The 26,199-nt window shown below is 66.3% G+C and carries 19 protein-coding genes and 1 other RNA gene; 12 read left to right on the top strand and 8 right to left on the bottom strand.

Features of this window, described 5'->3' with window-relative positions; translation table 11 throughout:
* Nucleotides 1–49: 49 nt before the first annotated feature.
* On the bottom strand, nt 50–3,679 hold the full coding sequence (locus ACSQ8Y_RS15550; protein ID WP_436267354.1) for an EAL domain-containing protein: 3,630 nt from the start codon (nt 3,677–3,679) through the stop codon (nt 50–52).
* Between the two features lie 164 nt (nt 3,680–3,843).
* On the opposite strand from ACSQ8Y_RS15550, the gene ribBA reads away from it, so the two are divergent.
* Genes ribBA through nusB form a run of 3 tightly spaced genes read left to right on the top strand, consistent with a single transcriptional unit; the run spans nt 3,844 to nt 5,986 of the window.
* A complete protein-coding gene (ribBA, locus tag ACSQ8Y_RS15545) occupies nt 3,844–4,953 on the top strand; it encodes a bifunctional 3,4-dihydroxy-2-butanone-4-phosphate synthase/GTP cyclohydrolase II (protein WP_436267353.1) in 1,110 nt (369 codons plus the stop codon).
* Between the two features lie 45 nt (nt 4,954–4,998).
* Nucleotides 4,999–5,487 carry a 6,7-dimethyl-8-ribityllumazine synthase gene (gene ribH, locus ACSQ8Y_RS15540; RefSeq protein ID WP_436267352.1) on the top strand — a complete coding sequence of 163 codons (489 nt, stop codon included), beginning with the start codon at nt 4,999–5,001 and terminating at the stop codon, nt 5,485–5,487.
* A gap of 28 nt (nt 5,488–5,515) precedes the next feature.
* On the top strand, nt 5,516–5,986 hold the full coding sequence (gene nusB / locus ACSQ8Y_RS15535; RefSeq protein WP_436267351.1) for a transcription antitermination factor NusB: 471 nt from the start codon (nt 5,516–5,518) through the stop codon (nt 5,984–5,986).
* A 111-nt stretch (nt 5,987–6,097) separates the two neighbouring features.
* Here nusB and ACSQ8Y_RS15530 read toward each other — a convergent pair whose 3' ends face one another.
* Nucleotides 6,098–6,997, bottom strand: a complete 900-nt coding sequence (locus ACSQ8Y_RS15530; protein ID WP_436267350.1) for a transglycosylase SLT domain-containing protein — start codon at nt 6,995–6,997, stop codon at nt 6,098–6,100.
* A gap of 515 nt (nt 6,998–7,512) precedes the next feature.
* Here ACSQ8Y_RS15530 and ubiD point away from each other — a divergent pair.
* Nucleotides 7,513–8,997: a 4-hydroxy-3-polyprenylbenzoate decarboxylase gene (ubiD, locus tag ACSQ8Y_RS15525; protein ID WP_436267349.1), complete on the top strand. Its 1,485-nt coding sequence runs from the start codon at nt 7,513–7,515 to the stop codon at nt 8,995–8,997.
* A gap of 148 nt (nt 8,998–9,145) precedes the next feature.
* Nucleotides 9,146–9,244, top strand: an RNA gene (gene ffs / locus ACSQ8Y_RS15520) — signal recognition particle sRNA small type.
* A 43-nt stretch (nt 9,245–9,287) separates the two neighbouring features.
* Here the strand turns inward: ffs and ACSQ8Y_RS15515 are convergent.
* The gene (locus ACSQ8Y_RS15515) at nt 9,288–9,950 is read right to left on the bottom strand and encodes a hypothetical protein (RefSeq protein WP_436267348.1); all 663 of its coding nucleotides are present in this window, start codon (nt 9,948–9,950) and stop codon (nt 9,288–9,290) included.
* Between the two features lie 97 nt (nt 9,951–10,047).
* On the opposite strand from ACSQ8Y_RS15515, the gene dnaX reads away from it, so the two are divergent.
* From dnaX to ACSQ8Y_RS15490, 5 genes are read left to right on the top strand one after another with little or no spacing between them, the layout of a single operon-like run.
* Nucleotides 10,048–12,771: a DNA polymerase III subunit gamma/tau gene (dnaX, locus tag ACSQ8Y_RS15510; RefSeq protein WP_436267347.1), complete on the top strand. Its 2,724-nt coding sequence runs from the start codon at nt 10,048–10,050 to the stop codon at nt 12,769–12,771.
* 39 nt (nt 12,772–12,810) lie between these two features.
* Nucleotides 12,811–13,137: a YbaB/EbfC family nucleoid-associated protein gene (locus ACSQ8Y_RS15505; RefSeq protein ID WP_436267346.1), complete on the top strand. Its 327-nt coding sequence runs from the start codon at nt 12,811–12,813 to the stop codon at nt 13,135–13,137.
* A gap of 1 nt (nt 13,138) precedes the next feature.
* Entirely contained in the window at nt 13,139–13,429 is a 291-nt protein-coding gene (locus tag ACSQ8Y_RS15500) for a YciI family protein (protein ID WP_436267345.1), read from the top strand.
* Nucleotides 13,430–13,432: 3 nt separating this feature from the next.
* Nucleotides 13,433–14,023 carry a recombination mediator RecR gene (gene recR, locus ACSQ8Y_RS15495; RefSeq protein ID WP_436267344.1) on the top strand — a complete coding sequence of 197 codons (591 nt, stop codon included), beginning with the start codon at nt 13,433–13,435 and terminating at the stop codon, nt 14,021–14,023.
* On the top strand, nt 14,023–15,252 hold the full coding sequence (locus ACSQ8Y_RS15490) for a CaiB/BaiF CoA transferase family protein (RefSeq protein ID WP_436267343.1): 1,230 nt from the start codon (nt 14,023–14,025) through the stop codon (nt 15,250–15,252). The genes recR and ACSQ8Y_RS15490 overlap by 1 nt, the downstream gene beginning before the upstream one ends.
* Nucleotides 15,253–15,412: 160 nt before the next feature.
* Here the strand turns inward: ACSQ8Y_RS15490 and ACSQ8Y_RS15485 are convergent, their stop codons facing one another.
* The 5 genes from ACSQ8Y_RS15485 to ACSQ8Y_RS15465 all read right to left on the bottom strand — a co-directional run bounded on the left by ACSQ8Y_RS15485 (nt 15,413) and on the right by ACSQ8Y_RS15465 (nt 23,816).
* Nucleotides 15,413–16,171 (bottom strand): hypothetical protein, encoded by a 759-nt coding sequence (locus tag ACSQ8Y_RS15485; RefSeq protein WP_436267342.1) that lies wholly within the window; start codon nt 16,169–16,171, stop codon nt 15,413–15,415.
* A 126-nt stretch (nt 16,172–16,297) separates the two neighbouring features.
* The gene (locus tag ACSQ8Y_RS15480) at nt 16,298–18,400 is read right to left on the bottom strand and encodes a putative bifunctional diguanylate cyclase/phosphodiesterase (protein WP_436267341.1); all 2,103 of its coding nucleotides are present in this window, start codon (nt 18,398–18,400) and stop codon (nt 16,298–16,300) included.
* A gap of 1 nt (nt 18,401) precedes the next feature.
* Nucleotides 18,402–21,398, bottom strand: a complete 2,997-nt coding sequence (locus tag ACSQ8Y_RS15475; RefSeq protein WP_436267340.1) for a response regulator — start codon at nt 21,396–21,398, stop codon at nt 18,402–18,404.
* Between the two features lie 157 nt (nt 21,399–21,555).
* Nucleotides 21,556–21,756 (bottom strand): YbdD/YjiX family protein, encoded by a 201-nt coding sequence (locus ACSQ8Y_RS15470; protein ID WP_056405157.1) that lies wholly within the window; start codon nt 21,754–21,756, stop codon nt 21,556–21,558.
* A complete protein-coding gene (locus ACSQ8Y_RS15465) occupies nt 21,756–23,816 on the bottom strand; it encodes a carbon starvation CstA family protein (RefSeq protein ID WP_436267339.1) in 2,061 nt (686 codons plus the stop codon). Before ACSQ8Y_RS15465 ends, ACSQ8Y_RS15470 begins: the two co-directional genes overlap by 1 nt.
* A 222-nt stretch (nt 23,817–24,038) precedes the next feature.
* On the opposite strand from ACSQ8Y_RS15465, the gene ACSQ8Y_RS15460 reads away from it, so the two are divergent.
* Together ACSQ8Y_RS15460 and ACSQ8Y_RS15455 are read left to right on the top strand one after the other, a co-directional pair.
* A complete protein-coding gene (locus tag ACSQ8Y_RS15460; RefSeq protein WP_436267338.1) occupies nt 24,039–25,433 on the top strand; it encodes a cache domain-containing protein in 1,395 nt (464 codons plus the stop codon).
* Nucleotides 25,434–25,436: 3 nt separating this feature from the next.
* Entirely contained in the window at nt 25,437–26,054 is a 618-nt protein-coding gene (locus ACSQ8Y_RS15455) for a response regulator transcription factor (protein ID WP_436267337.1), read from the top strand.
* Nucleotides 26,055–26,199: the final 145 nt, after the last annotated feature.

The following is a 26,199-nucleotide window of genomic DNA, read 5'->3' as shown; positions in this document are numbered from 1 at the left end:
GGGAGGCGTTACCTTACCCGAAAAAAGCCGCCCTGTGTAGCGCTACCATTCAACCCGCCCGGCGCCGCTCTTCGGCGTGCTCGGCGTGGCGGAAGGCGGCGCGCACGGTTTCCTTGAGCTCGGCGTCGTCCCAGGGCTTGCTGATGCATTTGTAGATGGACCCACGGTTGACGGCGTCGGCCACGGCGTTGAAATCGGCGTAGCCGGACAGCAGGATGCGCACGGTGTCCGGGTACAGGTCGCGCACGCGGGCCAGGAAGTCGGTGCCGCTCATGCCGGGCATGCGCTGGTCGGAGATGATGACCTGCACAGGGTGCAGGGCCAGCAGTTCGAGCGCCTGGTAGGCATCCTGCGCCACCAGCGCGCGGTAGCCTTCGCGGCGGAACAGGCGCACCAGCGAATACAGGATGCCGGGCTCGTCGTCCAGCAGCAGCAGGGTGCGCGTCGGCGCAGCTTCCAGGCTGCCTTGCTGCAGCATGGGTTGCTCGCGCAGCATGGCCGCCATGGCGTCGGCCGCCAGCGGGCGGCTGAACAGATAGCCCTGGATCTTGTCGCAGCCTATGCTGCGCAGATAGTTCAGCTGGCCTTCGGTTTCGACGCCTTCGGCCACCACCGTCAGCGACAGGCCGTGCGCCAGCGCGACCGTGGCCTGGGCGATGGCCGCGCTGCGCGGCTCGGTGGTGATGTTGCGCACGAAAGCCTGGTCGATCTTGAGCTTGTCGAGCGTGTAGCGCGACAAATAGCCCAGCGAGGAATAGCCGGTGCCGAAATCGTCCAGCGCCACGGCTACGCCCATGTCGGCCAGTTCGGCCAGTTGCGCATGGTTCGCTTCGCTGTCGTGCATCATCACGGTCTCGGTCAGCTCGATCTCCAGGCACTGCGCCGACAGGCCGCTGTCCTGCAGCGCGCCGCGCACGATGGCCGGCAGGTTGCCGGCCGCCAGTTGGCGCGCCGAGACGTTGACCGCCACCGGCATCGGGATCAGGCCGGCCTGCTGCCAGGCGCGGTTCTGGCGGCAGGCCTCGCGCAGCACCCAGCTGCCGATTTCCAGGATCAGGCCGGTGTCCTCGGCCAGCGGGATGAAGTCGGCCGGCGGAATCGCGCCCAGTTCGGGGCTGTTCCAGCGCAGCAGCGCCTCCATGCCGGCGATGCGCCCGTCCGACAGCCGCACCTGGGGCTGGTAGACCAGCTGCAGCTCGCCGCGCTCGACGGCGTGGCGCAAATGCGTTTCAAGCGACATGAAGCGCAGCGCGTGGGCGTTCATTTCGCCGGTGTAGAAGCGGAAACCGTTGCGGCCGGCGTCCTTGACATGGCCCAGGGCCACGTCGGCCCCGATCAGCAGCGCGCTCGGCGTGTTGCCGTCGCGCGGGTAGATGCTGATGCCGACGCTGGCCGTCACGTACACGTTCTGCCCGGTCGGCGTGGCGGGCAGGGCAAAGGGTTGGGCTATGCTGTCCATCAGCTGGCGGGTGGCGACGATGACGTCGTCCACGTCGCGGCACTTGGTCAGCATCAGCGCGAACTCGTCGCCGCCCAGGTGGGCCAGCGTGTCGCCCGGCGTGAGGATTTTGCACAGGCGCTGCGCCAGCGTTTGCAGCAGCGCGTCGCCGGCGTCGTGGCCCAGGCTGTCGTTGATGCGCTGCAAACGGTCGACATTGAACAGCAGCATGGCCACCAGGTGGTGGCTGTGCTCGGCGGCCGCCATGGCCAGCTGCAGGCGGTCGTTCAGCAGGTTGCGGTTGGGCAACAGGGTCAGCGGGTCGTGGTTGGCCAGGAAGTCGAGCTGGTGGTGGGCCTCCTTGAGCGCCGTCATGTCGCTCGACACCGACACATAGGCCGTGGTCTCGCCGTTCTGGTCGCGCACCGCGTTGATGCTGGCGCGTTCCGGATAGATCTGGCCGTTCTTGCGGCGGTTCCAGATTTCGCCGCGCCACTCGCCGCTGCTGTCCAGGCTTTCCCACATGGCGCGGTAGAAGGCGGCGTCGTGCCGGCCCGAGCGCAGCAGGCGCGGATTCTGGCCCAGCACCTCGGCCTCGGTGTAGCCGGTGATCTGTTCGAACGCGGGGTTGACGGCGATCAGCTTGTTCTCGGCGTCGGTCATCATGATGCTCTCGCGCGTGTTGTCGAACACCCGGGCCGACAGGCGCAGCCGGCTTTCCAGCGCGCGGCGCTGGGTGGTGTCGCGCAGAATGGCGGTGTAGATGTGCTTGCCGTCCAGCGGCACGATGGACAAGGCCTGTTCGGCGATGAACTCCTCGCCGTTCTTGCGGCGCCCGTACACCTCCAGCACGCGGCCGCTGTAATACGGCTCATTGGTGCGGCGGAAGTGCAGATAGCGCATGCGCGCGGTGTCGCGGAAGCGCTCGGGCAGCAGGCGCAGCACGCTTTCGCCGCGCATCTCCTCCTCGGTGTAGCCGAACATGGCGGCGGCGGCGCGGTTGAAGTGCAGGATGTGCAACTCGTCGTCCAGGGTGACGATGGCGTCCGGCGCCGATTCGCTCATGGCGCGGTAGCGCGTTTCGCTGGCGCGCAGGGCGACGTCGGCCTCGCGCCGGGCCGAGGCCTCCAGCTGCAACTGGGCCGCGTGGCGCTGCACCACCTGGTACAGATTCATGTTCTCGTAGGCCACCGCGAGCTGGGCGGCCAGGGTGGCGGCGGTTTGCGCGTCTTCCTGGCTGAAGTCGGCGCTGTTGCGCCGGCCGGCAAAATACAGCCAGCCGTACAGGTGCACCCGGTCGCGGATGGCCAGGCCCAGCAGGTTGCGCACCGGCGGGTGGCCCGGCGGCAGGCCTTGCAGCATGCCTTCGGGCGCGGCCCGCCGCACGATGTGGGTGGTGTCGAGCAGCGAGCCGGGCAGGGCCGAGCGGTCCAGCAGCCAGGGCCGCAGCACGGCCGGGTCGATGCCGTGCGCGCACAGGTGGGCCACGCCGCTTTCCTGGCTGTCGAGCAGGCACAGCGCCATGCACTCGGCGTGCAGGATGTCGACCGCCGCGCGGGTGAAGATGGCGGCCATGGCGGCGCCGTCGCGCTCGCTGTTCAGGCGCAGCCCCAGCGCCACCAGCGGCGACTCCATGGCCGCCGCCAGCGCCGGCGTGGGCGGGGTCATGGCGGCGAAGCTGGAGGCCAGCTCGGCGTTGCTGGCGTGCGCGGCGGCGGCCGCCTTGCCGGAGACGGGCGAGGCCGGCGGCTGCCCGTCCGGGCCCAGGCCCAGTTCCTGGTTCACCGCATCGAGGATGGTTTGCGGGTCGGACGGCTTGGGCAGCACGGTGCGCACGCCGCAGGTGGCGGCCATGGCATGCATTTCGTGCACCGAATAGGTGGCGCTGAAGAAGATCACCGGGGTGTCGGCCAGTTGCGGGTCGGCGCGCAGCTGCTGGGTGAAGGCGTAGCCGTCCATGGTCGGCATCAGGATGTCGGTGATGACCAGGTCCGGCCGCTCGCGGCGCGCCAGCGCCAGCGCATGGGCGCCGTCGGACGCTTCCAGCAGCTGGTGCGGCGTGAAGCCGAGCAAGGTCAGCAGGAAGGCGCGGTTGGTGGGACGGTCGTCGACGATCAGGATGGTGTGGGAAGGCGCGGCCGGCCCGGCGGCCGTGCCGTCGTCCATGCCGGTGTCCGTGTCGGCGTCCGTGTCGTTGTCCGATGGGTCCGCGGCGCTGGTTTCTGTTGCTGAGAGTGGCATGCTGTCTCCGCCATGAGGGCCTCTTATTTTCGGATTGATGCTACTCCGCGCGCTATTTCAGGGGCGCACGCCTGTTCCGCAGGGAATTAAGGCGGAGTTTTAGAAGAGTTGCGCCAAATCCTTTAAAATAGAGGGTTAAGGAAACCCGAACCCAAGGATTTGAAATGTCTATCTCCAGCACCGAAGAAATCGTCGCCGAATTGCGCGCTGGCCGCATGGTGATCCTGGTCGATGAAGAAGACCGGGAAAACGAAGGCGATCTGGTGCTCGCGGCCGACTTCGTGACGCCGGAAGCCATCAATTTCATGATCAAGCACGCGCGCGGCCTGGTCTGCCTGACCCTGACCGAGGAGCGCTGCAAGCAGCTCGACCTGTCGATGATGACGGCCCGCAACGGCACCTCCTTCGGCACCAACTTCACGGTGTCGATCGAAGCTGCCGAGGGCGTGACCACCGGCATCTCGGCGGCCGACCGCGCCAAGACCATCCAGGTGGCCGTGGCCAAGAACGCCGTGCCGCTCGACATTGTGCAGCCGGGCCACATCTTCCCGCTGAAAGCCCAGAAGGGCGGCGTGCTGATGCGCGCCGGCCATACCGAGGCGGGCTGCGACCTGACCGCGATGGCGGGCCTGACCCCGGCCTCCGTGATCTGCGAGATCATGAAGGACGACGGCACCATGGCGCGCCTGCCGGACCTGCTGGAGTTCTCGAAGGAGCATGGCCTGAAGATCGGCACCATCGCGGACCTGATCCACTACCGCAGCCAGAACGAGTGCATCGTCGAGCGCGTGGCCGAGCGTCCGCTGAAGACCGCCTACGGCGACTTCCGCATGATCGCCTTCCGCGACACGCCGACCGGCTCGGCCCACCTGGCGCTGGTGCACGGCGACATGGCGCCCGGCATGGAATCGCTGGTGCGCGTGCACCAGCCGGTGTCCATCCTGGACCTGCTTGAATCGGAGGCGACCACCCACTCGTGGAACATCTCGTCGTCGATGCAGGCGGTGAAGGCGTCGGAGCAGGGCGTGATCGTGCTGCTGAACTGCGAGGAAACGGCCGACCAGCTGTTCAGCCAGTTCAGCGCGCTGGCCAAGGACGTCAAGCCGCAAGGCCGCGCCGCCAGCATGGGCTTGCGCGACTACGGCATCGGCGCCCAGATCCTGCGCGCCGTCGGCGTGCGCAAGATGCAGCTGCTGGCCAGTCCGCGCAAAATGCCGTCCATGGCGGGTTTCGACCTCGAAGTCACGGGCTACGTCGCCAAACCGGCCGCGTAATCCCCCGTTCAACCAACATTTATATATACAGAAAAGAGGCATGCCATGACCGTAGGAAGCTACGAAACCAATCTGTCCGGCGACGGCTTGCGCGTCGGTATCGTTCAAGCGCGCTTCAACGAAGACGTCTGCCACGGCCTGCTGTCGGCCTGCCTGGCCGAACTGAAGCATCTCGGCGTGGCCGACGAGGACGTGCTGCACGTGACCGTTCCGGGCGCGCTGGAGATCCCCTTTGTGCTGCAAAAGCTGGCCGAGTCGCAGCAGTTCGACGCGCTGATCGCGCTGGGCGCCATCATCCGCGGTGAAACCTACCACTTCGAACTGGTGTCGAACGAGTCGGGCGCCGGCATCACGCGCATCGGCCTGGACTTCGGCATCCCGATCGCCAACGCCGTGCTGACCACCGAAAACGACGAGCAGGCTGAAGTGCGCATGGCCGTCAAGGGCGCCGATGCAGCCCGCGTGGCCGTGGAAATGGCCAACCTGTCGATCGCGCTGGAAGAACTCCAGCAAGACGGCGGCGACGACGAATAATAGTAGCAATAAGAACAGGCAGGAAATCATGACCGACAAATCACTACACGCCAACCCGAGCAAGAACCGCACGCCGCGTCACCGCGCGCGCGAGTTCGCGCTGCAGGGCTTGTACCAATGGCTGCTGAACAACGAAGACGCCACCACCATCGTCAACAACATCCGCGCCGCGCACGGTTTCGACAAGGCGGACGGCGAGCACTTCACGCATTTGCTGTACGGCGCCATCAAGGACTGCCAGGCGCTGCGCGAGAGCTTTGCGCCGCTGGTGGACCGCGGCGTGTCCGAGCTGTCGCCGATCGAGCACGGCGTGCTGCTGCTGGGCGCGTTCGAGCTGAAGAACAACCTGGAAATCCCTTACCGCGTCGTCATCAACGAAGCGGTGGAGCTGACCAAGTCCTTCGGCGGCATCGATGGCCACAAGTACGTGAATGGCGTGCTGGACAAGCTGGCCGGCCGCCTGCGTCCGGAAGAAGTCGAGAACGACAAGAAGCGCTGACGGTTTGCGCTGCTGCCGGCGCCGGCAGCAGCGGCAAATGCCGGACGGGGGACGTAAAACGCAGGACGTAAAAAAAGCCGCTCACGCGGCTTTTTTGCTATCGGCGGCCGATTAAAGGCCGGCCAGCTGCGAATCGGGCAGCTTGGCGGCCACGGTGGTGGCGGCCACAGCCGCTTCAACCTGCTTGGTGGTGGCTGGGGCGGCCGCCATCACCGGGTTGGTGGTGGGTACCTTCTTGCCCGCCGAAACCTGCTTCAGGCGGCGGTATTCGGCCAGCACGCGCGAGCCGTAGCCGTCGTCGGTCTCGAAGGCGGCGGCGCCCACGTAAGTCTTCAGGCCGGCTTCCACGGAGCCGCCACGGGTCACGTAATCCTTCAGGATCAGCGAGCCGACGCGGATATTGGCGACCGGGTTCAGCGCGGCTTGCACGCCGCCCATTTCCTGGAATTTCTCATGGTGTATCTTGGACATCACCTGCATCAGGCCCTGCGCGCCCATCGGGCTCTCCGCGAAGGGGTTCAGGCCCGATTCGATGGCCATCACGGCCAGGATCAGCAGCGGGTCCAGCTTGATCTCGCTGGCGGTCAGGTAGGCGGTCGACACCAGCATGTCGGCGGCGTCGCCAGCCACGCGGTAGCGCTTGGACAGCCAGGAGGTGACCCATTGCTGCTGCTTCCGGGTGCCCATCATGGCCTTTTCCTCGGGCGTCATGGCCTTGTCGGCGGCCGCTGTGCCGTTGGCGGGGCCTTCCATCAGTTCGTGCAGCGGCGGGGCCGTGACGGCCAGCGCGGCGGCCGGTTCTTGCAGCAGGCTCTTGCTCAGGGCCTGGGCCAGGTCGGGACGGGCATACAGGACGGCAATCATGACCAGGGCGCTGACGCCGAAAACGGTCAAAGTGTGTTGTGCGGTGGTCAGCACGCTGCGCACGGAAACGCGCGAGCTTGCCAGGCCAGTGGCGGCATGCGCCAGCTGACGGGTAGCGCCGGCTACCGAGATGAAACGATTAGTCATTCAGAACTCCCCTGAAATGTCCGTAACGAGCGCATCCCCGCCGCGCAAAAACGCAGCCAGATTGATGTGCCAATGCCGTGCATCAGAAATATCATTCGTCCGAAGCCGCCGTGAGCGCGCGCCGGACGCCATCATTGCTTGCCTGAGCTGTTACTGCCTGGAGCGTATGCTGGAGGCCTTCTTGTAAACAGTCGCAATACAACTTTTTTCGGGGGTAAGGCAGACGCCTTTTGAAAACACTCCTTAAAATGTCATGTGGAGCCCCGACTCCGTGAATGAATGAGTGACGGCGGTTAGCAGATGTTAGCAGTGCTAAAGTTGGCTAACTGACCATATCCTCTTCAAGTAGGCAAATTGTAGAAGCCGTTTTATATCACGTCAATACTAACACGGCCGTTCTTTATAACTTATGAATCTAGCTTTTTTGCTTGCAAACTAGCAAAAACCAATAAAATCAACCACTTGACCGAAAAACCTCGTCCAGCGGGTCTGAAGAGAAAAAAAAGTAAAAAAGTATGAAATATTCCGATTTGCGTGATTTCATTGCCCAGTTGCAAAAAATGGGCGAACTAAAGACTGTTTTGGCGCCCGTTTCGCCGCATTTGGAGATGACCGAGGTTTGCGACCGCGTGTTGCGGGCCGGCGGACCGGCTTTACTGTTCCAGAATCCGACCGGGCACAGCATGCCGGTGCTGGGCAATCTGTTCGGCACCCAGCGCCGCGTGGCGCTCGGCATGGGCGCCAGGGACACCAGCGAACTGCGCAAGATCGGCCATGTGCTGGCGCGGCTGAAGGAACCGGAGCCGCCCAAGGGCTTCAAGGATCTGATGGACATGGGCTCGCTGGTGAAAGCCGTGTGGGACATGTCGCCGAAAGAGTTGCGCGGCGCGCCGTGCCAGGAAATCGTCTGGGAGGGCAAGGATGTCGACCTGTCGCGCCTGCCGATCCAGCACTGCTGGCCGGGCGACGTGGCGCCGCTGATCACCTGGGGCCTGGTGATCACCAAGGGCCCGAACAAGAAGCGCCAGAACCTGGGCATCTACCGCCAGCAGGTGCTGGGGCCGAACAAGGTCATCATGCGCTGGCTGGCGCACCGGGGCGGGGCGCTGGACTTCCGCGAGCACGCCATCCAGACCAAGGGCCAGCCGTATCCGATCGCCGTGGCGCTGGGCGCCGACCCGGCCACGATACTGGGCGCGGTGACCCCGGTGCCGGATACCTTGTCCGAATACCAGTTCGCCGGGCTGCTGCGCGGCAGCCGCACCGAGCTGGTGAAAGCCATCGGCAGCGAACTGCGCGTGCCGGCGTCGGCCGAGATCGTGCTCGAGGGGCACATCTATCCGGACGAGAACCACCCGAGCGGCTACGAGCACGCGCTGGAGGGGCCGTATGGCGACCATACCGGCTATTACAATGAACAGGACTCTTTCCCGGTGTTTACCATCGACCGCATCACGATGCGGCGCGACCCGATCTACCACTCCACCTATACCGGCAAGCCGCCGGACGAGCCGGCCATGCTGGGCCTGGCGCTGAACGAGGTGTTCGTGCCGCTGCTGCAAAAGCAGTTCAGCGAGATCGTCGACTTCCACCTGCCGGCCGAAGGCTGCAGCTACCGCATGGCGGTGGTGCAGATCCGCAAGCAGTACGCCGGCCATGCCAAGCGCGTGATGTTCGGGGTCTGGAGTTTTTTGCGCCAGTTCATGTATACCAAGTTCATCGTGGTGGTGGACGAGGACGTCAACATCCGCGACTGGAACGAGGTGATCTGGGCCATCACGACCCGCGTCGACCCGACCCGCGACACCACCCTGGTCGACAACACGCCGATCGACTACCTGGACTTCGCCTCGCCGGTGAGCGGCCTGGGCAGCAAGATGGGCATAGACGCCACAAACAAGTGGCCGGGCGAAACCACGCGCGAGTGGGGCGCCACCATCGCCATGGCGCCGGAGGTGAAAGCCCGCGTCGACCAGATCTGGCAGGAACTGGGCCTGTAATCGGGCCTGTAATCGTGCGGGTGAAATCAGCCAGGCTGAGCCGCATTCGGGGACTCGGCGTCGCCGCCAGTCCCGAGTGCGGCACAGCTTGCTTATTGGCGCGCGGCCGCATTAGGCAGAATTGCGTGGAGCGGTTATAATTGCAGCCGGCGGGCCCCTGCGCATTGCGGCATGGCCAACCTGGTCAGGTCGGGAACGAAGCAGCCACAGCTATTCACCGCAAGTGCCGCAGATCAGGCTCGCCTCTTTAAAGAAAGCTGCTTACGCAGCTTTTTTTTTCGTCCGCCGGTTTATTCGCCGTCCACTTCGGCTTCGAAGGGCTGCTCCGTCAGCGTCACCATCGGGTCCTCGGCCAGCAGGGCCTTGTCCACCTTGAGCTTGATCCGGTGCTTGCCGTCGCTGGCGTAGCGCTTGTCGCCGCCCTTGGCCTGGATGAGCAGCTGGGCCGGCTTGCGGAACTTGAAAATCACCACTTTCATCGTCGGCGCGAACAGGCTCAGCGCGCCCGCCACCTTGTCGATGGCCGCGTTCGACTGCGCCACGCTGCCCATCACGCTGGCGTAGTGCCATTGCGGCGTCTCCGGCAGCGCCGCCATGATCTCGAAACCGATGCCGGCCTTCTCGCCCTTGGGCTGGTTGGTCCAGATCTTGGCGTCCTCGGCGATCCACTTGGCGTTCGGCACCAGCAGCGCGCGGCCTTGCTCGTCCAGCGGCAACGGCCATTTGCCTTCCGAATGCACCACGGTCAGCTTCAGGCTGCCGGCCGGGATGGCCTCGTTCTGCGGCACGAAGCGCGTGTAGAGTTTGACCTTGTCGCGCTCGGCCAGTGGCAGGCTGTAGAACTTGTCCAGCTTGGCCGATTCGATGATCTTTTTATAGGGCGCCCATTCGCGGTCTTCGGCGTGGGTCAGCAGCGGCAAAGTTAGCAGCAGGGAGAGGGCGAATTTTCTCATTTGGCAACAGTTAAAAGAAAAGCAAAAGTGTAAGCGAAGTCATGTCGCATGTCTAATGTTGACCGCAGCATCGCCTATCTACGGTAAAATCGCTGCCATGTCCTATCAAGTCCTCGCCCGCAAATACCGTCCCCGGAACTTTGAAACGCTCGTCGGCCAAGAGCACGTCGTGCGCGCCCTGACGCACGCGCTGCACAGTGGCCGCCTGCACCACGCCTATTTATTCACCGGCACCCGGGGCGTCGGCAAGACCACGCTGTCGCGCATCCTGGCCAAATCGCTCAACTGCGTCGGCCCGGACGGCAACGGCGGCATCACTGCGACCCCGTGCGGCGTATGCGAAGCCTGCACCGCCATCGACGGCGGCCGCTTCGTCGACTATATAGAGATGGACGCGGCGTCGAACCGGGGCGTCGATGAAATGGCGCAGTTGCTGGAGCAGGCGGTGTACGCGCCGTCGAATGCGCGCTTCAAGGTCTATATGATCGACGAGGTGCACATGCTGACCAACCACGCCTTCAACTCGATGCTGAAGACGCTGGAGGAACCGCCGGAGCACGTCAAGTTCATCCTGGCAACCACCGATCCGCAAAAGATACCCGTGACCGTGTTGTCGCGCTGCCTGCAGTTCAACCTGAAACAGATGCCGCCGGGCCACATCATCAGCCACCTGGACAATATCCTGGGGCAGGAAGGCATCACCTTCGAGCAGCCGGCGCTGCGCCTGCTGGCACAGGGCGCGCACGGTTCGATGCGCGACGCCTTGTCGCTGACCGACCAGGCCATCGCTTACGCCGCCGGCGAAGTGACCCTGGACGCGGTGCAGGGCATGCTGGGCGCGCTGGACCAGTCTTACCTGATCCGCCTGCTCGATGCGCTGGCCAACCAGGACGGCGCGGACCTGTTGGCCGTGGCCGACGAGATGGCCACGCGCAGCCTGTCGTACAACGGCGCCTTGCAGGATCTGGGCACGCTGCTGCACCGGATCGCGCTGGCGCAGACGGTGCCGTCGGCGGTGCCGTCGGACCTGCCTGAATATGCGGACATCGTGCGCCTCGCGGCCGCGTTCGACGCGGAAGAAGTGCAACTGTATTACCAGATCGCCGTCCACGGCCGCAACGAGCTGGGCCTGGCGCCGGATGAGTACGCGGGATTCTCGATGACCCTGCTGCGCATGCTGGCCTTTCGCCCCGGCGTCGGTGGCGCCGAAGGTGTACCGGCAGCCGCGCCTGCGGTAGCGCGCGGTCCGGGCGCTGCCCGCGCCGCTGCTGCGGCGGCCGGCTTGGCCATCGGCGGCGGCGCTGCTGCTGCCGGCATGGGGGCGCAGCAGGGCGGGGCGCCGGCGCGCGCCGCCTCCGTTTCCGCCGCCAGCCATATGTCCGTCGCGCCGCCAGCCGTGGTGGCGGGGGCCGCCGCCATGGCCCGTGCCGATGCGGCCGCTGCCGCGCCGCGTTCCGACATCTCCGCGATGGCGCCGCGTCCCGATGCCGCCGCTTTGGCACAGCGCGCCGCCCCACCTGCATACGGCGGCGGTGCGCCTGCTGCACCCGGCGCGCCCGGCAACGCGGGCGCGCCAGCGCCTGTAGCGCCCGGCAAGGCCTTTGCCGCCGCGCCAGCGCCAGCAGCGCCCGACAAGGCCTTTGCCGCCTCGTCAGCGCCAGCCGCATCGGCATCGGCCCAGCCGCAAACCTCCGGTGCGCCGCTCAGTCCGGCGCGTGCCGCGATCCAGGCAGCGTTAGAGGCCGCCCGCGCGGCGTCCGGCCAGAAACCGGTCAGCAGCCGCCCGGCAATGGCGCCGCCTGCACAGGCAGCTCCAGTGCCATCCGCCGACTCCGCGTCTGCGCCAGCTGCTGGTGTGCAGCCAGCGCCGCCTGCGCCGCCGGCTATGGCCGAGCCTGCCGCTGCGCGTCCGTTGGCGCCGTGGGAAGATGCACCTGCCGCACCTGCCGCACCTGCCACGGCTGCCACGGCTGCGCCGGCCGCGCCGATTCGGCCAGCACCCGCGCAGAACCCGTCCGCGCCATGGGATGATGGCCGCCCCCAGATGGGAGCGGCCGCCATGGGAGGGACCGTGATGGAAGCGCCTATGCGAAGCGCACCTCAGCAGGCCGTCCCGCAGCATCAGCCCGTGCCGCGTCCCGCGGCGCCAAGCGATGATGACGACTTGCCGCCCTGGGTGACCGAATTCTCCGACGACAGCGCCATGCCCGCCTCCGGCTCGGCCGACGCGCCGCATGGCCAGCAGTATGGTCAGCAGCAAGCCCGGCAAGCGCCGCAAGGCCAGGCACAGCAAGGCCAAGCGCAGCAAGGTCAAAGCCAGGCAGAGCAAGGCCAGCAGCCGACCTTCGCGCCGCGCCCGGCGCCTGCGCCGGCCAAGCCGCCCCACGCCTATGTCGTCACGCCCGTGCCCGAGCTGGACTGGGACGGCAACTGGCCCGCCTTGTCGGCCCGCTTGCCGCTGCGCGGCGTGGCTCAGCAACTGGCCACCCAGGCCGAACTGATCGCCTGCATCGCCGACGGCACTGCGAGCGCGCAATTCCACCTGCGCGTGCCGATTGAAACCTGGCGCACGCCGCCCAATGTAGAGAAACTGACACAGGCGCTGACCGAACGTTTCGGCCGCCCGGTGCGCGTGGAAACGGAACTCGGTCCGACCTGGTATACCGCCAACGCCGAGGCGCAGGCGCACCGCGAGGCGTGCCAGCGCGCCGCCGAGGAAACCGTGGCCGGCGACCCGTTTATCCAAAGCATGATCCGCGAATTCGGCGCCTTTGTCGTGCCGGGCTCCATCGTGCCGCCGCCTGGCGCCCCCGCACATTAATTCACCGCATTTACTTATACTTCTACGGAGAACATCACCATGATGAAAAACCAACTGGCTGGCCTGATGAAGCAGGCGCAAGCAATGCAGGACAACATGAAAAAAGCGCAGGACGCGCTGGGTTCGATCGAAGTCGAAGGCCAGTCGGGCGCCGGCCTGGTCAAGATCGTGATGACCTGCAAGAACGACGTCAAGCGCGTGTCGATCGACCCGTCGCTGCTGGCCGACGACAAGGACATGCTGGAAGACCTGGTGGCCGCTGCCTTCAACGACGCCGTGCGCAAGGCCGAAGCGACGTCCGCCGAGAAAATGGCGGGCCTGACCTCGGGCATGAACCTGCCGGCCGGCTTCAAGATGCCTTTCTGATATGTTCATCATCGCGCTCACGTATTTGAAGCCGGCCGAGGAGATCGACAAGCTCCTGGCCGCGCACCGCGAGTACCTGCGCGAGCAGTATGACAATGGCATGTTCCTGATGTCCGGCCGCATGGTGCCGCGCACCGGCGGCATCATCATCGCCACGGCGGACAGCCGGGCCGACATTGAGGCGGTGATCGAACTCGACCCCTTCAACGAGGCCGGCGCCGCCAGCTACGCCATCACCGAGTTCGTGCCGACCATGACGGCCGACATCCTCAGCGCCTTCAAGCAAGGCTGATCCATGGCGACATCGCTGGAATTCCTGACGGAGGCCTTGCGCCGCCTGCCCGGCGTGGGACCGAAATCGGCGCAGCGCATGGCCTACCATCTGCTGCAGCACGACCGCGAAGGCGCGTCCATGCTGTCGCGCGCGCTGTTCCAGGCGGTCGAGGCGGTGCATCACTGCGCGCTGTGCAATACCTTCACCGAGGACGAGATCTGCGGCACTTGCCGCGACGAGCAGCGCGACAGGCGCATGCTGTGCGTGGTCGAAACCCCGGCCGACCAGATGATGATAGAGCAGACCCTGACCTACAAGGGCTTGTACTTCGTGCTGATGGGCAGGCTGTCGCCGCTGGACGGTATCGGCCCCAAGGACATCCATCTGGAAAAACTGGTCGAGCGTGCCAACGACGGCGTGGTCGGCGAGGTGGTGCTGGCCACCAATTTCACCAACGAGGGCGAAGCCACCGCGCACTACATCAGCGAAATGCTGAAGGCGCGCGGACTGACGGTGAGCCGGCTGGCGCGCGGCGTGCCGGTCGGCGGCGAGCTTGAATACGTGGACGCGGGCACCATCGCGCGCGCCATGCTGGATAGACGAGCGACATAGTGGAAAACAAATCGACATCCAAGCCGACAACTGGCCCCCTCCATGGCATCAAAGTCCTCGAACTCGGCACGCTGATCGCCGGGCCGTTCTGCGCCCGCATGCTGGGCGAATTCGGCGCCGAGGTGATCAAGGTGGAAACGCCCGGCGACGGCGATCCGATCCGCAAATGGCGGGTGCTGAAGGACGGCACTTCGCTGTGGTGGTCGGTCCAGTCGCGCAACAAGAAAAGCATCACGCTGAACCTGAAGGACGCGCGCGGCCGCGCCATCGCGCGCCAGCTGGCGCTGGAGGCCGACATCATCGTCGAGAACTACCGGCCCGGCGTGCTGGAGAAGTGGGAGCTGGGCTACGAGCAGCTGAAGGCTGTCAAGCCGTCCGTCATCATGGTGCGCCTGTCCGGCTTCGGACAGACCGGGCCGATGAAGGATTTGCCCGGCTTCGGCGCCATCGGCGAATCGATGGGTGGTTTGCGCTATGTGTCCGGCCACGCAGACCGGCCGCCGGTGCGCGTCGGCGTGTCGATCGGCGACTCGGTGGCCGCGCTGCACGGCGTGATCGGCGCCATGATGGCGCTGCGCCACCGCGACGCCACCGGCGGCCGCGAAGCGGGCCAGGGCCAGATGGTGGACGTGGCGTTGTACGAGTCGGTGTTCAATCTGATGGAATCGCTGGTGCCGGAATTCGACCATGCGGGCGTGGTGCGCGAACGCACCGGCGGCGCCTTGCCCGGCATCGTGCCGTCCAATACCTATACGACCAGGGACGGCGAGAACATCGTCATCGCCGGCAATGGCGACGCGATCTTCAAGCGGCTGATGCTGGCCATGGGCCGCATCGACATGGCGGGCGACGCGCAGCTGGAGCGCAACGACGGCCGCGTGCAGCGCACGGCGGAAATCGACGGCGCGATCCAGGCCTGGTGCGACACCTTGACCATAGACGAGGCGCTGGCCGTACTGAAGGCGGCCGATGTGCCGGCCGGGAAAATCTACTCGGTGCGCGACATGATGAGCGATCCGCAGTTCCTTGCGCGCGGCATGTTCGAGCAGCACTATTTCGCCGACGGCACCCCGGTCAAGCTGCCGGCCGTGTCGCCCAAACTGTCGGAAACGCCGGGCCACACCAACTGGCTGGGGCCGGCGCTGGGCGAGCACAACGATGAAGTGCTCGCTTCACTCGGCTACAGCGCGGCGGACATCGCCGCGCTGCGCGGCGACGGCGTGCTGTAGCCTGTCATTCGGCATCGGCGATGCGGTCCATAGTTCGCCGACGAGCAAGCAAAGTATGGATTCCCGCGTGCGCGGGAATGACAGAGCGTCGGATTCCCGCGTGCGCGGGAATGGCAGGCCGCCGGATTACGCCTGCGCGGGACTGATTGCCGCCGGCTGCTTACATCCCGTAGCGATAGGGAACGACCGCGTAATCCTCGACGTTCGGCCCGGGGCGGCCGTTGCCATGGTCCCATGCCGTGATCGCGCTGGGGGCGGCCTCCGAGCGGGTGTGCGGGCTCATCAGCTGGAAACCGCTCAGTGAGCGGCCCGGCGCGATCTGGCCGGGCGCCGGCCGGTCCTGCTGCAGTGCCGACCACAGCACATAGCTGTTCGAATCCGTTTCCATGGTCCAACCCATCGGGATGCCCGTCACCGTGATGGGCGCGGCCAGGCGCAGCGTGAAACGCACGATGTGCAGCGCGCTGCCCGCCGCTTCTTCGTTGACCAGCTCGTAGTTCCAGAAGTCGGTGCAGACCGCGCTGGCCACCCGCGCGCGCAGCGGCGGCCGGGCGGTTGCGGGGGAGGGCGGCGGTACCTGGACGTAGCGCGTCAGTCCCAAAGGGAAGCTGATATGATCGAGTGTGTAGCTGCCGCGCAGCGTGAGCAGGTATTGCGCGCCGGGCAGCATGCCGGCGGCGGCGAAGGCTGCCGTCAGGCGCGCCACGCCGCTGCGCTCGACCTCGCCCAGCACCACCGGGTAGCCGTGCGGCGGAGCGAGCCGCCGCGCGCAGCCCAGCGTGATGTCGTGGCACATCAAGTGGCTGATGGCCGACCCGCCGGCGTTGATGATTTCAGGGGTGACGATCAGCTTGCCGCCGACGTGCTCGATAACAGGCAGCCCCAGCACTACCTGCGTTGCGCTTGGCCAGATTGCCATGATGTCCTCCCGAATATGCTGCTGAAGCTGCATATTCAGTGCCTGCAAAGTACGAACCCCACAAAAACAAGCACTTGCGCGGCCTCGGCTTGCCGCGCGCCGCGCGCTGTCAAGAAAAGCGACGCTTTAAGGCGTGGCCGGCGTGCTCGGGGCGCGCTGGACGGTGAGCATCTGGGTGATGGCATCGTGCGGCGACGGGCGGCCGAGGAAGTAGCCCTGGGCCATGTCGCAGCCGTATTGTTCCAGCAGGGTCAGCTGCTCGTCGGTCTCCACGCCCTCGGCGACGACGATCATCTTCAGCCCATGCGCCATGGCGATGATGGCGCGCGTGATGGCGGCGTTTTCGGTATCCTGCGGCAGGCCGCTGATGAAGCTCTTGTCGATCTTCAGCGCGCGCACGTCGAAGCGTTTCAGATAACTCATCGACGAGTAGCCGGTGCCGAAGTCGTCGATCGACAACAGCACGCCGATGCCGCGCAGCTGCTCCAGCATCACCATGGTGGCGCGCGCGTCGTCCATCAGCGTGCCTTCGGTCAGCTCCAGCTCCAGCAGGCGCGGTTCCAGGCCGCTGTCTCCCAGCGCGGACAGCACGATCTGCGTCAGGTTCTCGTCCTTGAACTGGCGCGCCGACAGATTCACCGCCATGCGGATGGCGCGGCGGCAAGTCTGTTGCCAGGCCTTCGCCTGCCTGCAGGCGGTACGCAGCACCCATTCGCCGATCGGCACGATCAGGCCGGTCTCCTCGGCCAGCGGGATGAAGTCGTTGGGCGGAATGATGCCGTGCTCGGGATGGCGCCACCGCACCAGCGCCTCGACGCCGACGATCTGCGACGTGGGCACGTCGATCTGAGGCTGGTACAGCAGATACAGCTCGTTGTTCTGCAGCGCCTTGCGCAAGCCGACTTCCAGCTTGACGTGGCTCATGATCTGCATCGTCAGCGACGAGCTGTACAGCTTGGCGTTGTTCTTGCCGCAGTTCTTGGCATGGTACATGGCGGTGTCGGCGTATTTCAGCAGCGATTCGCTGTCCTCGCCGTCCTCCGGGTACAGCGAAATGCCGATGCTGGCGGTGACGAAGATTTCATGGCCGTCCAGCAGGAAGGGGCGGCGCATCGCGTCCTTCACGCGCTGCGCCACCGCCAGCGCGTTGTCCACCCGCTCCAGGTCGGGTATCAAAATCGTGAACTCGTCGCCGCCCAGGCGCGCCAGATGGTTGTGGGTGACCACGTCGCTCGGGCGTATGGTCTCGCGCAGGCGCTCCGACACCACCTGCAGCAGCAGGTCGCCGACGTTGTGGCCCAGCGTGTCGTTGATGCGCTTGAAGGAATCGAGGTCCAGGAACAGCACGGCGAACTTCGTGCCCGCCTGGCGAGAATGCACGAGCTCGCGTTCCAGCAGTTCGAGGAAAGCCTGCCGGTTGGGGATGCCGGTCAGGCTGTCGCAATAGGCCAGGCGGCGGATCTGCTCCTCGGCGCGCTTGCGCTCGCTGATGTCGCGCACCAGGCCGAGCACGTCGCCGGCGCCGGTGCTGACCAGGCGGGCCTCGAAGTGGCGCACCTGGTCCACACCTGCGCCCAGTTGCAACTCGTAGTCGAAGGAGTGGATGTGCTGGGTTTCCAGCACGGCCCGGCTCTGCTCCAGCAGGTGTTCGGCGATGTGCTGCGGCAGCACGTCGCCGACGTGGCGGCCCACGCACTGGTCGGCCTGGAAGGCGGCGCCGGCTTCGTGGCCTTGCTCGTAGTCGAGATAGACGCCGTCGCGGTCCAGGCGGAAAAAGGTGTCCGGAATCGCGGCCAGCACGGCGCGGTTGTGGGCGTCTGCCAGGCGCAGCCGGGCGATGGCGTCGCTGGCGCGCAGCACGTAGAGCACGCGGTGGCCCAGGATGGGCCAGTTGATCGGCTTGGAGACGAAGTCAGTCGCGCCTTCCTCGTAGGCGTGGGTGACCGCCTCCAGGTCGTCGCCGCCGGTGACCATGATGATGGGCGCGGTGGCGCCGAGTGCGCGGATGGCGCGGCACACCGCGAAGCCGTCCATATTGGGCATGTCCACGTCCAGCAGCACCAGGTCCGGCGCGCAGTTCTGGAAGCAGGCGATGGCGGCCGGGCCGTCTTCCGCTTCGATGGCGTCCAGGCCCACCTGGGCCAGCATTTCCAGCATCAGCAATCGCATCACGGGATCGTCGTCGGCCACCAGGACGGTGCCGCGTTTTGGGGAGTGGAGCGCTGCCATGTCATGCTTCCTTCTCTAGGATTGCGACGAGCGCTTGCCGCACTGCGTCGAATTCCCGCTCCATGCCGGAGAGCAGGGGGAGCGCGCCATCGGCCAGGCCGGCGCTTGCCAGTTGTTCCAGTTCCTTGCAGCGCCGGGCCAGGGTGTCGGCGCCGACATTGGCCGCGCTCGACTTCAGGCTGTGCGCGGTGCGCCGCATGGCATCGGCGCCGTTGCCCGGCCCCGTCACGGCTTGCCGCAGCGCCGCCAGATGTTTGGGCGTGTCGTTCAGGAAGGCTTGCAGCACCCGCTTCAGCAGCGTGCCGCCCTTGCCGGGACTGAGCGCGCGGATGCTGGCCAGCGCCTGCGGATTGATGGCGCTGCCGGCCGCAGGGGCGGCCTGCCCGGCCGGGATCGCCGGGCAGGCGGCGCCGGCCGGCGCGCCTGGCGCCGCCTGCAACGGCGGCACCGGCGCGGCGGCGCGCTTGGGTGCTGCAGGCGCTGCAGGCGCGGCCATGTCGTCCACCAGCATCGCCACGCCGTGCTCGGCATGGCTATCGGCATAGTTGTCGGCGCAGGCATCGGATTCACGCAGCGCGCTGGCCAGCGGCAAGGTGATCCAGTGCGCCAGCATCTCGCCCAGGCCCTGCTGCGTGAAGGGCTTGCTCAGGTAATCGTCCATGCCGGCCGCCAGGCAGTTTTCGCGGTCGCCGGGCATGGCGTTGGCGGTGATGGCCACCACCGGCAACCGCTGTGGACTGCCGTGCTGCTGTTCGTGGCGGCGGATTTCGGCGGTGGCCGCCATGCCGTCCATGACCGGCATCTGGCAGTCCATCAGCACCAGGTCGAAATGGCCGCCGCGCACCGCGTCCAGCGCCTCGGCGCCGTTGGCGGCGCGGCAGACGTCCAGCCCCAGGCCTTCCAGCATGGCCGAGGCCACTTCCACGTTGACCGCGTTGTCCTCGGCCAGCAGCACTTTGCGCCCGGCACCGCCGCCCTTGCCGCGCCGGCCGCGCGGCGGCGGCATGCGGGCCGGTTGCGGCGTCGCCGGCCGCAGGCCTTCGCTGGCGCGCACCGGCGTCACGATGCAGTCGTACAGGTCGCAGGCGCGCGGCGGCTTGATCAGCTGAAAGGCCACGCCGGCCTCGCGCCGCTGCACCGGGTCGGCCGCATGGCGCTCGTCGCTCAGCAGCAGCACGCGCACCGCCGCGATGGCCGGATCGGCCTTGATCTCGGCGGCCAGCATCAGGCCGCTGCTGCCGCGCAAGTCCATGTCGAGCACCGCCACGTCGTAGGGTTGGCCGCGCGCGGCGGCCTCGTGCAGCAAGCGCAGCGCGGCCTCGGCGCCGTCCGCGCTGTCGCTGTGCAACTGCCAGCGCGCCAGCTGGCGTTCCAGCAGCAGGCGGCCGTCATGGTATTCGTCGACGATCAAGGCGCGCATCCCCAAGGCGAAGTTCTGGTTGAACGACGCGCCGTCGTCATCGACGCGGCGCTTGTCGAACTGTACGGCGAACCAGAAGATGGAGCCTTGCGTTAAAGCATGGTCGATGCCGATCGTGCCGCCCATGAGCTCAACCAGCTGCTTGGAGATGGCCAGGCCCAGTCCGGTGCCGCCGTGCTTGCGGGTGGTCGAGCCGTCGGCTTGCGAGAAGGAGTCGAAGATGCGGCTGCGCGCCTCGCGCGAGACGCCGATGCCGGTGTCGTGCACCTCGAAGCGCAGGCCGACCGTTTGCGCGTCCTCGCTGGCCACGCGCACCCGCAGCGTGATCTTGCCGGTCTCGGTGAACTTGATGGCATTGCCCAGCAGATTGAACAGCACCTGGCGCAGCCGGTTCGGGTCGCCGCAAATGGCGACCGGGATGTCGTTGGCAATGGCCAGTTCGAGCTGGATGCGCTTGGCCTGCGCCTGCGGCGAAAAGACATTGTCGATATCGTCCAGCAGTTCGCGGAAATTGAAGTGGATGTACTCGACCGTCAGCTTGCCCGCCTCGATCTTGGAAAAGTCCAGGATGTCGTTGATGATCACCAGCAAGTGCTCGCCGGAGCGCTTGACCATGCTGGTGTAGTGGCGCTGCTGCTCGCTGAGCGGCGAGGCCAGCAGCAGTTCGGTCATGCCCAGCACGCCGTTCATGGGCGTGCGGATTTCATGGCTCATGGTGGCCAGGAAGTTGCTCTTCGCCTGGCTGGCGGACTCGGCCGCGTTCTTGGCCTTCTCCAGCTGCTCGGTGCGCACGCCCACCTGGCGCTCGAGCTGGTCGCGGTACTGCGCCAGCTTGGCGTCGCGGTTGGCGATCTGCACCAGCATGTCGTTGAAGCTGTCGATCAGCGCGCCGAGCTCGTCGCTGCGCTCGTGCAGCACCGGCGCGCCGGGCTGGCCGTCGGCGGTCTGGCGCGCCGCCGCGATCAGGCCGGCGATGGGCTCGGCGATATTGTCGCGGAAGCGGCGCGCCAGGAACAGCGCCGTGAAGAAGGACAGCAGCGCCGCCGCCGCGCCGGCCAGCAGATTCTGCAGCACGGCGAGCCACATATGCGGCAGGCCGGCCTCTATCATCACCGCGCCCACCTGGTCCTGCTGGAAGTGCACGCCGCGGTACTGGCGCAGGCCGGGCGCCCACAGCGGTCCGCCCAGCCTGGCCGCGCCCGCCTTGCCCAGTTCGGCCAGCGCGCGCGGCGTCAAGTCCGCCGGCGGCGGCGCATCGTCCTGCTGCGGGCTGCTGCGCGCCAGCAGCTTGCCGTCGCGATCGAACAGCGCCACCTGGCGGATATCGTCGCGGCCCTCGAACTGGGCCCGCGCCAGCACCTGCGCCGCCTGTGCCGGGTCGACATACAGCAGCGCGACCTCGCTGTTGGCCGCCAAGGTGCCGGCCAGCGTGAACAGCAGGCGCTGTTCCTGCTCCACCTGGCTCAGCACATGGGTGGCGGCGAAGGCGGCGAACGCCAGCAGCAGGGCGCTGCCGGTCGACAGCGCGCTGATGATGGTGAGTTTCCGGCTTAAACCGGAGCGTTCGAAGCTGAGCATGTGCCTATCCTGATCATTCCGTTAGGAAAAATATAACTGGAAGGGAATCGGGCACGTTGATATGGATCTAACTTGTGGCGGGTATGCTGCGCTAAGCCAGCATGCGGCGCGGCCAAGAAAAAGCCCCGTGGGGAGCACGGGGCTTGGGGGAGGGAACTTAGCAGCAGCCGCCGCGCTTGCCGGCGCCGCCGTAGCGCGCTTCCTGGCGCTCGCGGAAGAACTCCTCGTAGCTCATCATCGGCAGATCCGGGTGGGTCTTTTCGTGATGGGCCACGTAGGTGTCGTATTCGGGCAGGCCGACCATCAGGCGCATGCTTTGCCCGAGGTAGCGGCCGGCCTGGACCAGTTCCTGGAACATTACTGCCCCGCAGGCAGCGGCATCATCGGGCTTTCCATGGTGGTCGGCTTGGCATTGGCGCGGGCGACCAGCGCGGTGCGCACGCCGAACACGAGCACGCTGAGCACGACGACCATGAAGAAGCCGGCCAGCGACGCGTCCAGGTAGTCGTTGAAGACGATCTGCTGCATCTGCGCCATCGACTTGGCCGGGCCCAGCACCTTGTCCTCGGCGATTGCGGCCGAGTATTTGGCCGCGTGCGCCAGGAAGCCGATCTTCGGATTGGCGTCGAAGATCTTCTGGTAGCCGGCGGTCAAGGTGCACAGCAGCAGCCAGACGGTGGGCACCATGGTGACCCAGGCGTAGCGCGCGCGCTTCATCTTGAACAGCACGCAGGTCGCCAGGATCAGCGCGATACCGGCCAGCATCTGGTTGGCGATGCCGAACAGCGGCCACAGCGTGTTGATGCCGCCCAGCGGATCGACCACGCCCTGGTACAGGAAGTAGCCCCAGGCCGCCACGCACAGGCCGGTGGCCAGCAGGCCGGCGACGGTGTTGCGCGAATCCTTCAGCGAGGGCGCGAAGGCGCCCAGCAAGTCCTGCAGCATGTAGCGGCCGGCGCGGGTGCCGGCGTCGACGGCGGTGAGGATGAACAGCGCCTCGAACAGGATGGCGAAGTGGTACCAGAAGGCCATCATGGCCTTGCCGCCGACCACGTTCGACAGGATCTGGGCCATGCCCACCGCCAGGGTAGGCGCGCCGCCGGCGCGCGAGATGATGGAGTGCTCGCCGACGTCCTTGGCGGTCTGCACCAGCACGTCCGGCGTGATGTGGAAGCCCCAGCCGGAAATCACGGCGGCGGCCGACTCGGGCGTGGTGCCCAGCAGCGCGGCCGGCGCGTTCATGGCGAAATAGACGCCCGGGTCGATGGTGGACGCGGCCACCAGCGCCATGATGGCGACGAACGATTCCATCAGCATGGCGCCGTAGCCGATGAAGCGGGCGTGGGCTTCGTTCTCGATCATCTTCGGCGTGGTGCCGGAGGAGATCAGCGCGTGGAAGCCGGACACGGCGCCGCAGGCGATGGTGATGAACAGGAAGGGGAACAGATTGCCGGCCCAGACCGGGCCGCTGCCGTCGATGAACTTGGTGGTGGCCGGCATCTGCAGGTAGGGGGCGACGATGACGATGCCCAGCGCCAGGCCGCAGATGGTGCCGATCTTGAGGAAGGTGGACAGGTAGTCGCGCGGCGCCAGCAGCAGCCAGACCGGCAGCACGGAGGCGATGAAGCCGTAGCCGATCAGCATCCAGGTCAGCTCGGTGCCGGTGTAGGTGAACATCGGCGCCAGGGCCGGGTTTTCCTGCACGACCTGGCCGCCGACGATGGCCAGCATCAGCAGCACGAAGCCGATGACGGACACCTCGCCGATGCGGCCCACGCGCACATAGCGGGTGTAGACGCCCATCAGCAGCGCGATCGGGATGGTGGCCATGACGGTGAAGCTGCCCCACGGCGAGCCGGTCAGCGCCTTGACGACGATCAGCGCCAGCACGGCCAGGATGATGACCATGATCATGAAGGTGCCCAGCAGTGCGATATTGCCAGGGATGGGGCCCAGCTCGGACTTGATCAGGTCGCCCAGCGACTTGCCGTCGCGGCGCATCGAGATGAACAGCACCAGGAAGTCCTGCACGGCGCCGGCGAACACCACGCCGCCCAGGATCCACAGCATGCCGGGCAGGTAGCCCATCTGCGCGGCCAGCACCGGGCCGACCAGCGGACCGGCGCCGGCGATGGCGGCGAAGTGGTGGCCGAACAGCACGTATTTATTGGTCGGCACGTGGTCCAGGCCGTCGTTGAACTTGTAGGCCGGGGTCATGCGGCCCTGGTCCAGGCTGATGACCTTGCTGGAAATGAACAGGCTGTAGAAGCGGTAGGCGATCAGGTAGACGCAGACCGCCGCGACGACGATCCAGATGGCGCTGATGGCTTCGCCGCGCTTGAGCGCGACGAAGCCCAGGGCGCCGGCGCCGGCCAGCGATACCGCCGCCCAGCCGAGCTTGCGTAAGAGAGCTTGCATGGTTGTCCTCCGAGATTAGTGATGGATGCTGCGACTGTGCACAGCTTATGGTCAGTATTCAGGAAGCGCATATCTGCCACAAGCGCAGCACTACGCAGATAGACTACGTACTACTACCTAACGCAAGGCGGCCCCGGCCACGTACAATTCTGGCAGTCGCCAAGCGAGCAGCAGCAAGCACCACGCTGGCCAACCAACCAAGCCACGCCCGAAAGCTTAGACATGAAGTTGCGCCAAAAAGTCATTTTCCTGGCCATCACGCCGCTCATCCTGGCGCTGTGCGCCATTGCGCTGGCTGTGCGGCACCAGGCCAACACGCTGGCCCAGCAGCAGCGCGACACCATCCAGCAAGCCTACCTGGCCAGCAAGGAAGCCGAGCTGGAGCACTACGTGACCCTGGCATCGCATTCCATCGCGCGGCTGTACAAGTCCGGCCTGAAGGACCAGGCCACGATGGACGAGGCCAAGCGCATCCTCGGTTCGCTCAGCTTCGGCGACGACGGCTACTTCTTCATCTACGACCTGCAGGGCAATGCGCTGATGCACCCGCGCCAGCCCGAGCTGGTGGGGCAGAACCTGTGGGAGCTGAAGGACCAGAACGGCACGCCCACCATCCAGCGCCTGCTCAAGCGGGCCCAGGAGGGCGGCGGTTTCGAGCGCTACTACTGGGTCAAGCCGTCCAGCCACAAGCCCGCGCCCAAGCTGGGCTACGTGGTGCTGATGAAGGACTGGGGCTGGATGCTGGGCACCGGCATCTACCTGGACGACGTCGACCGCGCGCTGGCCAAGGTCGACACCCAGCAGCGCGCCAACATCCAGAGCACCATGCTGTGGATGGCCGCCATCGCCATCGCCGCCGCGCTGGTGGTGGCCGGGGCCGGGGTGGCGCTCAACATCAGCGAACTGCGCGTGGCCGACGCCAAGCTCAAGGCGCTGGCGCAGCGCGTGGTCGAATCGCAGGAAGAGGAGCGGGCGCGGCTGTCGCGCGACCTGCACGACGGCATTTCGCAATGGCTGGTGTCGATCAAGCTGCAGATCGAGGCCGGCATCATCCGGCTGGGCAATCTGCACAATGGGAGCAAGGGGGACGGGCCGGGCGCCGGGGCGGTCCAGTGCGCCGCCGCGCAGGCCGTGTTCGAGCACGCCGCCGAGCAGCTCAACAACGTGCTGGGCGAGGTAAGGCGCATCTCGCACAACCTGCGCCCGGCGCTGCTGGACGACCTGGGACTGGCCGCCGCGCTCAGCCACCTGGCCGAGGAATTCCGCCTGAGCAGCGCCATCCCGGTGCGGTTCACGGCCGAAGGCAGCACCGAAGACTTGCCCGAGGTGGCCAACACGGTGCTGTTCCGCATCGCGCAGGAAGCGCTGACCAATATCGAACGCCACGCCGGCGCCGGCCACATCGACATCAGCCTGAGCGGCGCGCAGCGCGCGGTGACCCTGCGCATCAGCGACGACGGCCACGGTTTCGACGCCGACGGCATCGCCGTGCACCCCAAGCGCGGCATCGGCCTGCGCAATATGATGGAGCGCATGGAAGCCATCGGCGGCCAGTTTTCCATCACTTCCTCGCCGGCCGGTACCATCCTGCTGGCCCATGTATCGAATGAAAGCTGAACCATGATCAAGATCCTGTTGGTGGACGACCACCCCCTGGTGCGCGACGGCCTGCGCGCGCGCCTGGAAGCCGTGCCCCAGTTCGAAGTGGTGGCCGAGGCGGGCGGGGCGCAGGACGCGCTGGAACAGGCGCGCCATTGCGACGTCGACCTGGTGCTGATGGACATCAATATGCGCGGCGGCAACGGCATCGAAGCGACGGCCCAGTTCAAGACCCAGTTCCCCGGCATCGCCGTGCTCATCCTGTCGATGCACGACAAGCTCGAATACGTGTCGCAAGCCATCCAGGCCGGCGCGCGCGGCTACGTGCTCAAGGACGCGCCCGGCAAGGACATCGTGGTCGCGATCGAAACGGTGATGTCCGGCGGCATTTACTACAGCGCCGCCCTGGCGCGCCAGCTGTCCAAGCCGCAGAACGTGGACGCCCAGCTGACCTCGCGCGAGCACCAAGTGCTGCTGCATATCGCCAACGGCCAGTCCAACAAGCAGATCGCGCGCGACCTGGACTTGAGTGTGCGCACGGTGGAAACGCACCGCCTCAACATCAAGCGCAAGCTCGGCATCGAAGGGCAGGCCGAGCTGATCCGCTATGCCGTCCAGTTCGCCAACGACACCCAATAGCGTCCGGAGCGGCCGCCGGGCGCGGACTTTGTGGTTATCCGAGCACGCACTCTAGCGTGCGTAACCTGTCCAATCGGCAATTTCTGCTATATTCCTGCTCCCGGCTAACGGAAATTGATTATTGTCATTATTGCACTGCCTGCAG

The sequence above is a fragment of the Pseudoduganella sp. LjRoot289 genome (assembly GCF_964252925.1).
GTDB lineage: Bacteria > Pseudomonadota > Gammaproteobacteria > Burkholderiales > Burkholderiaceae_D > Rugamonas.
This window is presented reverse-complemented; position numbering and strand designations above follow the sequence as displayed.

What these genes read in the sequence shown, in the direction of transcription:
- dnaX (WP_436267347.1), top strand. Translation starts at nt 10,048, where the DNA reads ATGTCCTATCAAGTCCTCGCCCGCAAATACCGTCCCCGGAACTTTGAA.
- ribH (WP_436267352.1), top strand. Translation starts at nt 4,999, where the DNA reads ATGACCGTAGGAAGCTACGAAACCAATCTGTCCGGCGACGGCTTGCGC.
- nusB (WP_436267351.1), top strand. Translation starts at nt 5,516, where the DNA reads ATGACCGACAAATCACTACACGCCAACCCGAGCAAGAACCGCACGCCG.
- ribBA (WP_436267353.1), top strand. Translation starts at nt 3,844, where the DNA reads ATGTCTATCTCCAGCACCGAAGAAATCGTCGCCGAATTGCGCGCTGGC.
- recR (WP_436267344.1), top strand. Translation starts at nt 13,433, where the DNA reads ATGGCGACATCGCTGGAATTCCTGACGGAGGCCTTGCGCCGCCTGCCC.
- ACSQ8Y_RS15485 (WP_436267342.1), bottom strand. Translation starts at nt 16,171, where the DNA reads ATGGCAATCTGGCCAAGCGCAACGCAGGTAGTGCTGGGGCTGCCTGTT.
- ACSQ8Y_RS15530 (WP_436267350.1), bottom strand. Translation starts at nt 6,997, where the DNA reads ATGACTAATCGTTTCATCTCGGTAGCCGGCGCTACCCGTCAGCTGGCG.
- ACSQ8Y_RS15550 (WP_436267354.1), bottom strand. Translation starts at nt 3,679, where the DNA reads ATGCCACTCTCAGCAACAGAAACCAGCGCCGCGGACCCATCGGACAAC.
- ACSQ8Y_RS15505 (WP_436267346.1), top strand. Translation starts at nt 12,811, where the DNA reads ATGATGAAAAACCAACTGGCTGGCCTGATGAAGCAGGCGCAAGCAATG.
- ACSQ8Y_RS15465 (WP_436267339.1), bottom strand. Translation starts at nt 23,816, where the DNA reads ATGCAAGCTCTCTTACGCAAGCTCGGCTGGGCGGCGGTATCGCTGGCC.
- ACSQ8Y_RS15455 (WP_436267337.1), top strand. Translation starts at nt 25,437, where the DNA reads ATGATCAAGATCCTGTTGGTGGACGACCACCCCCTGGTGCGCGACGGC.
- ACSQ8Y_RS15515 (WP_436267348.1), bottom strand. Translation starts at nt 9,950, where the DNA reads ATGAGAAAATTCGCCCTCTCCCTGCTGCTAACTTTGCCGCTGCTGACC.
- ubiD (WP_436267349.1), top strand. Translation starts at nt 7,513, where the DNA reads ATGAAATATTCCGATTTGCGTGATTTCATTGCCCAGTTGCAAAAAATG.
- ACSQ8Y_RS15475 (WP_436267340.1), bottom strand. Translation starts at nt 21,398, where the DNA reads ATGCTCAGCTTCGAACGCTCCGGTTTAAGCCGGAAACTCACCATCATC.
- ACSQ8Y_RS15470 (WP_056405157.1), bottom strand. Translation starts at nt 21,756, where the DNA reads ATGTTCCAGGAACTGGTCCAGGCCGGCCGCTACCTCGGGCAAAGCATG.
- ACSQ8Y_RS15480 (WP_436267341.1), bottom strand. Translation starts at nt 18,400, where the DNA reads ATGGCAGCGCTCCACTCCCCAAAACGCGGCACCGTCCTGGTGGCCGAC.
- ACSQ8Y_RS15460 (WP_436267338.1), top strand. Translation starts at nt 24,039, where the DNA reads ATGAAGTTGCGCCAAAAAGTCATTTTCCTGGCCATCACGCCGCTCATC.
- ACSQ8Y_RS15500 (WP_436267345.1), top strand. Translation starts at nt 13,139, where the DNA reads ATGTTCATCATCGCGCTCACGTATTTGAAGCCGGCCGAGGAGATCGAC.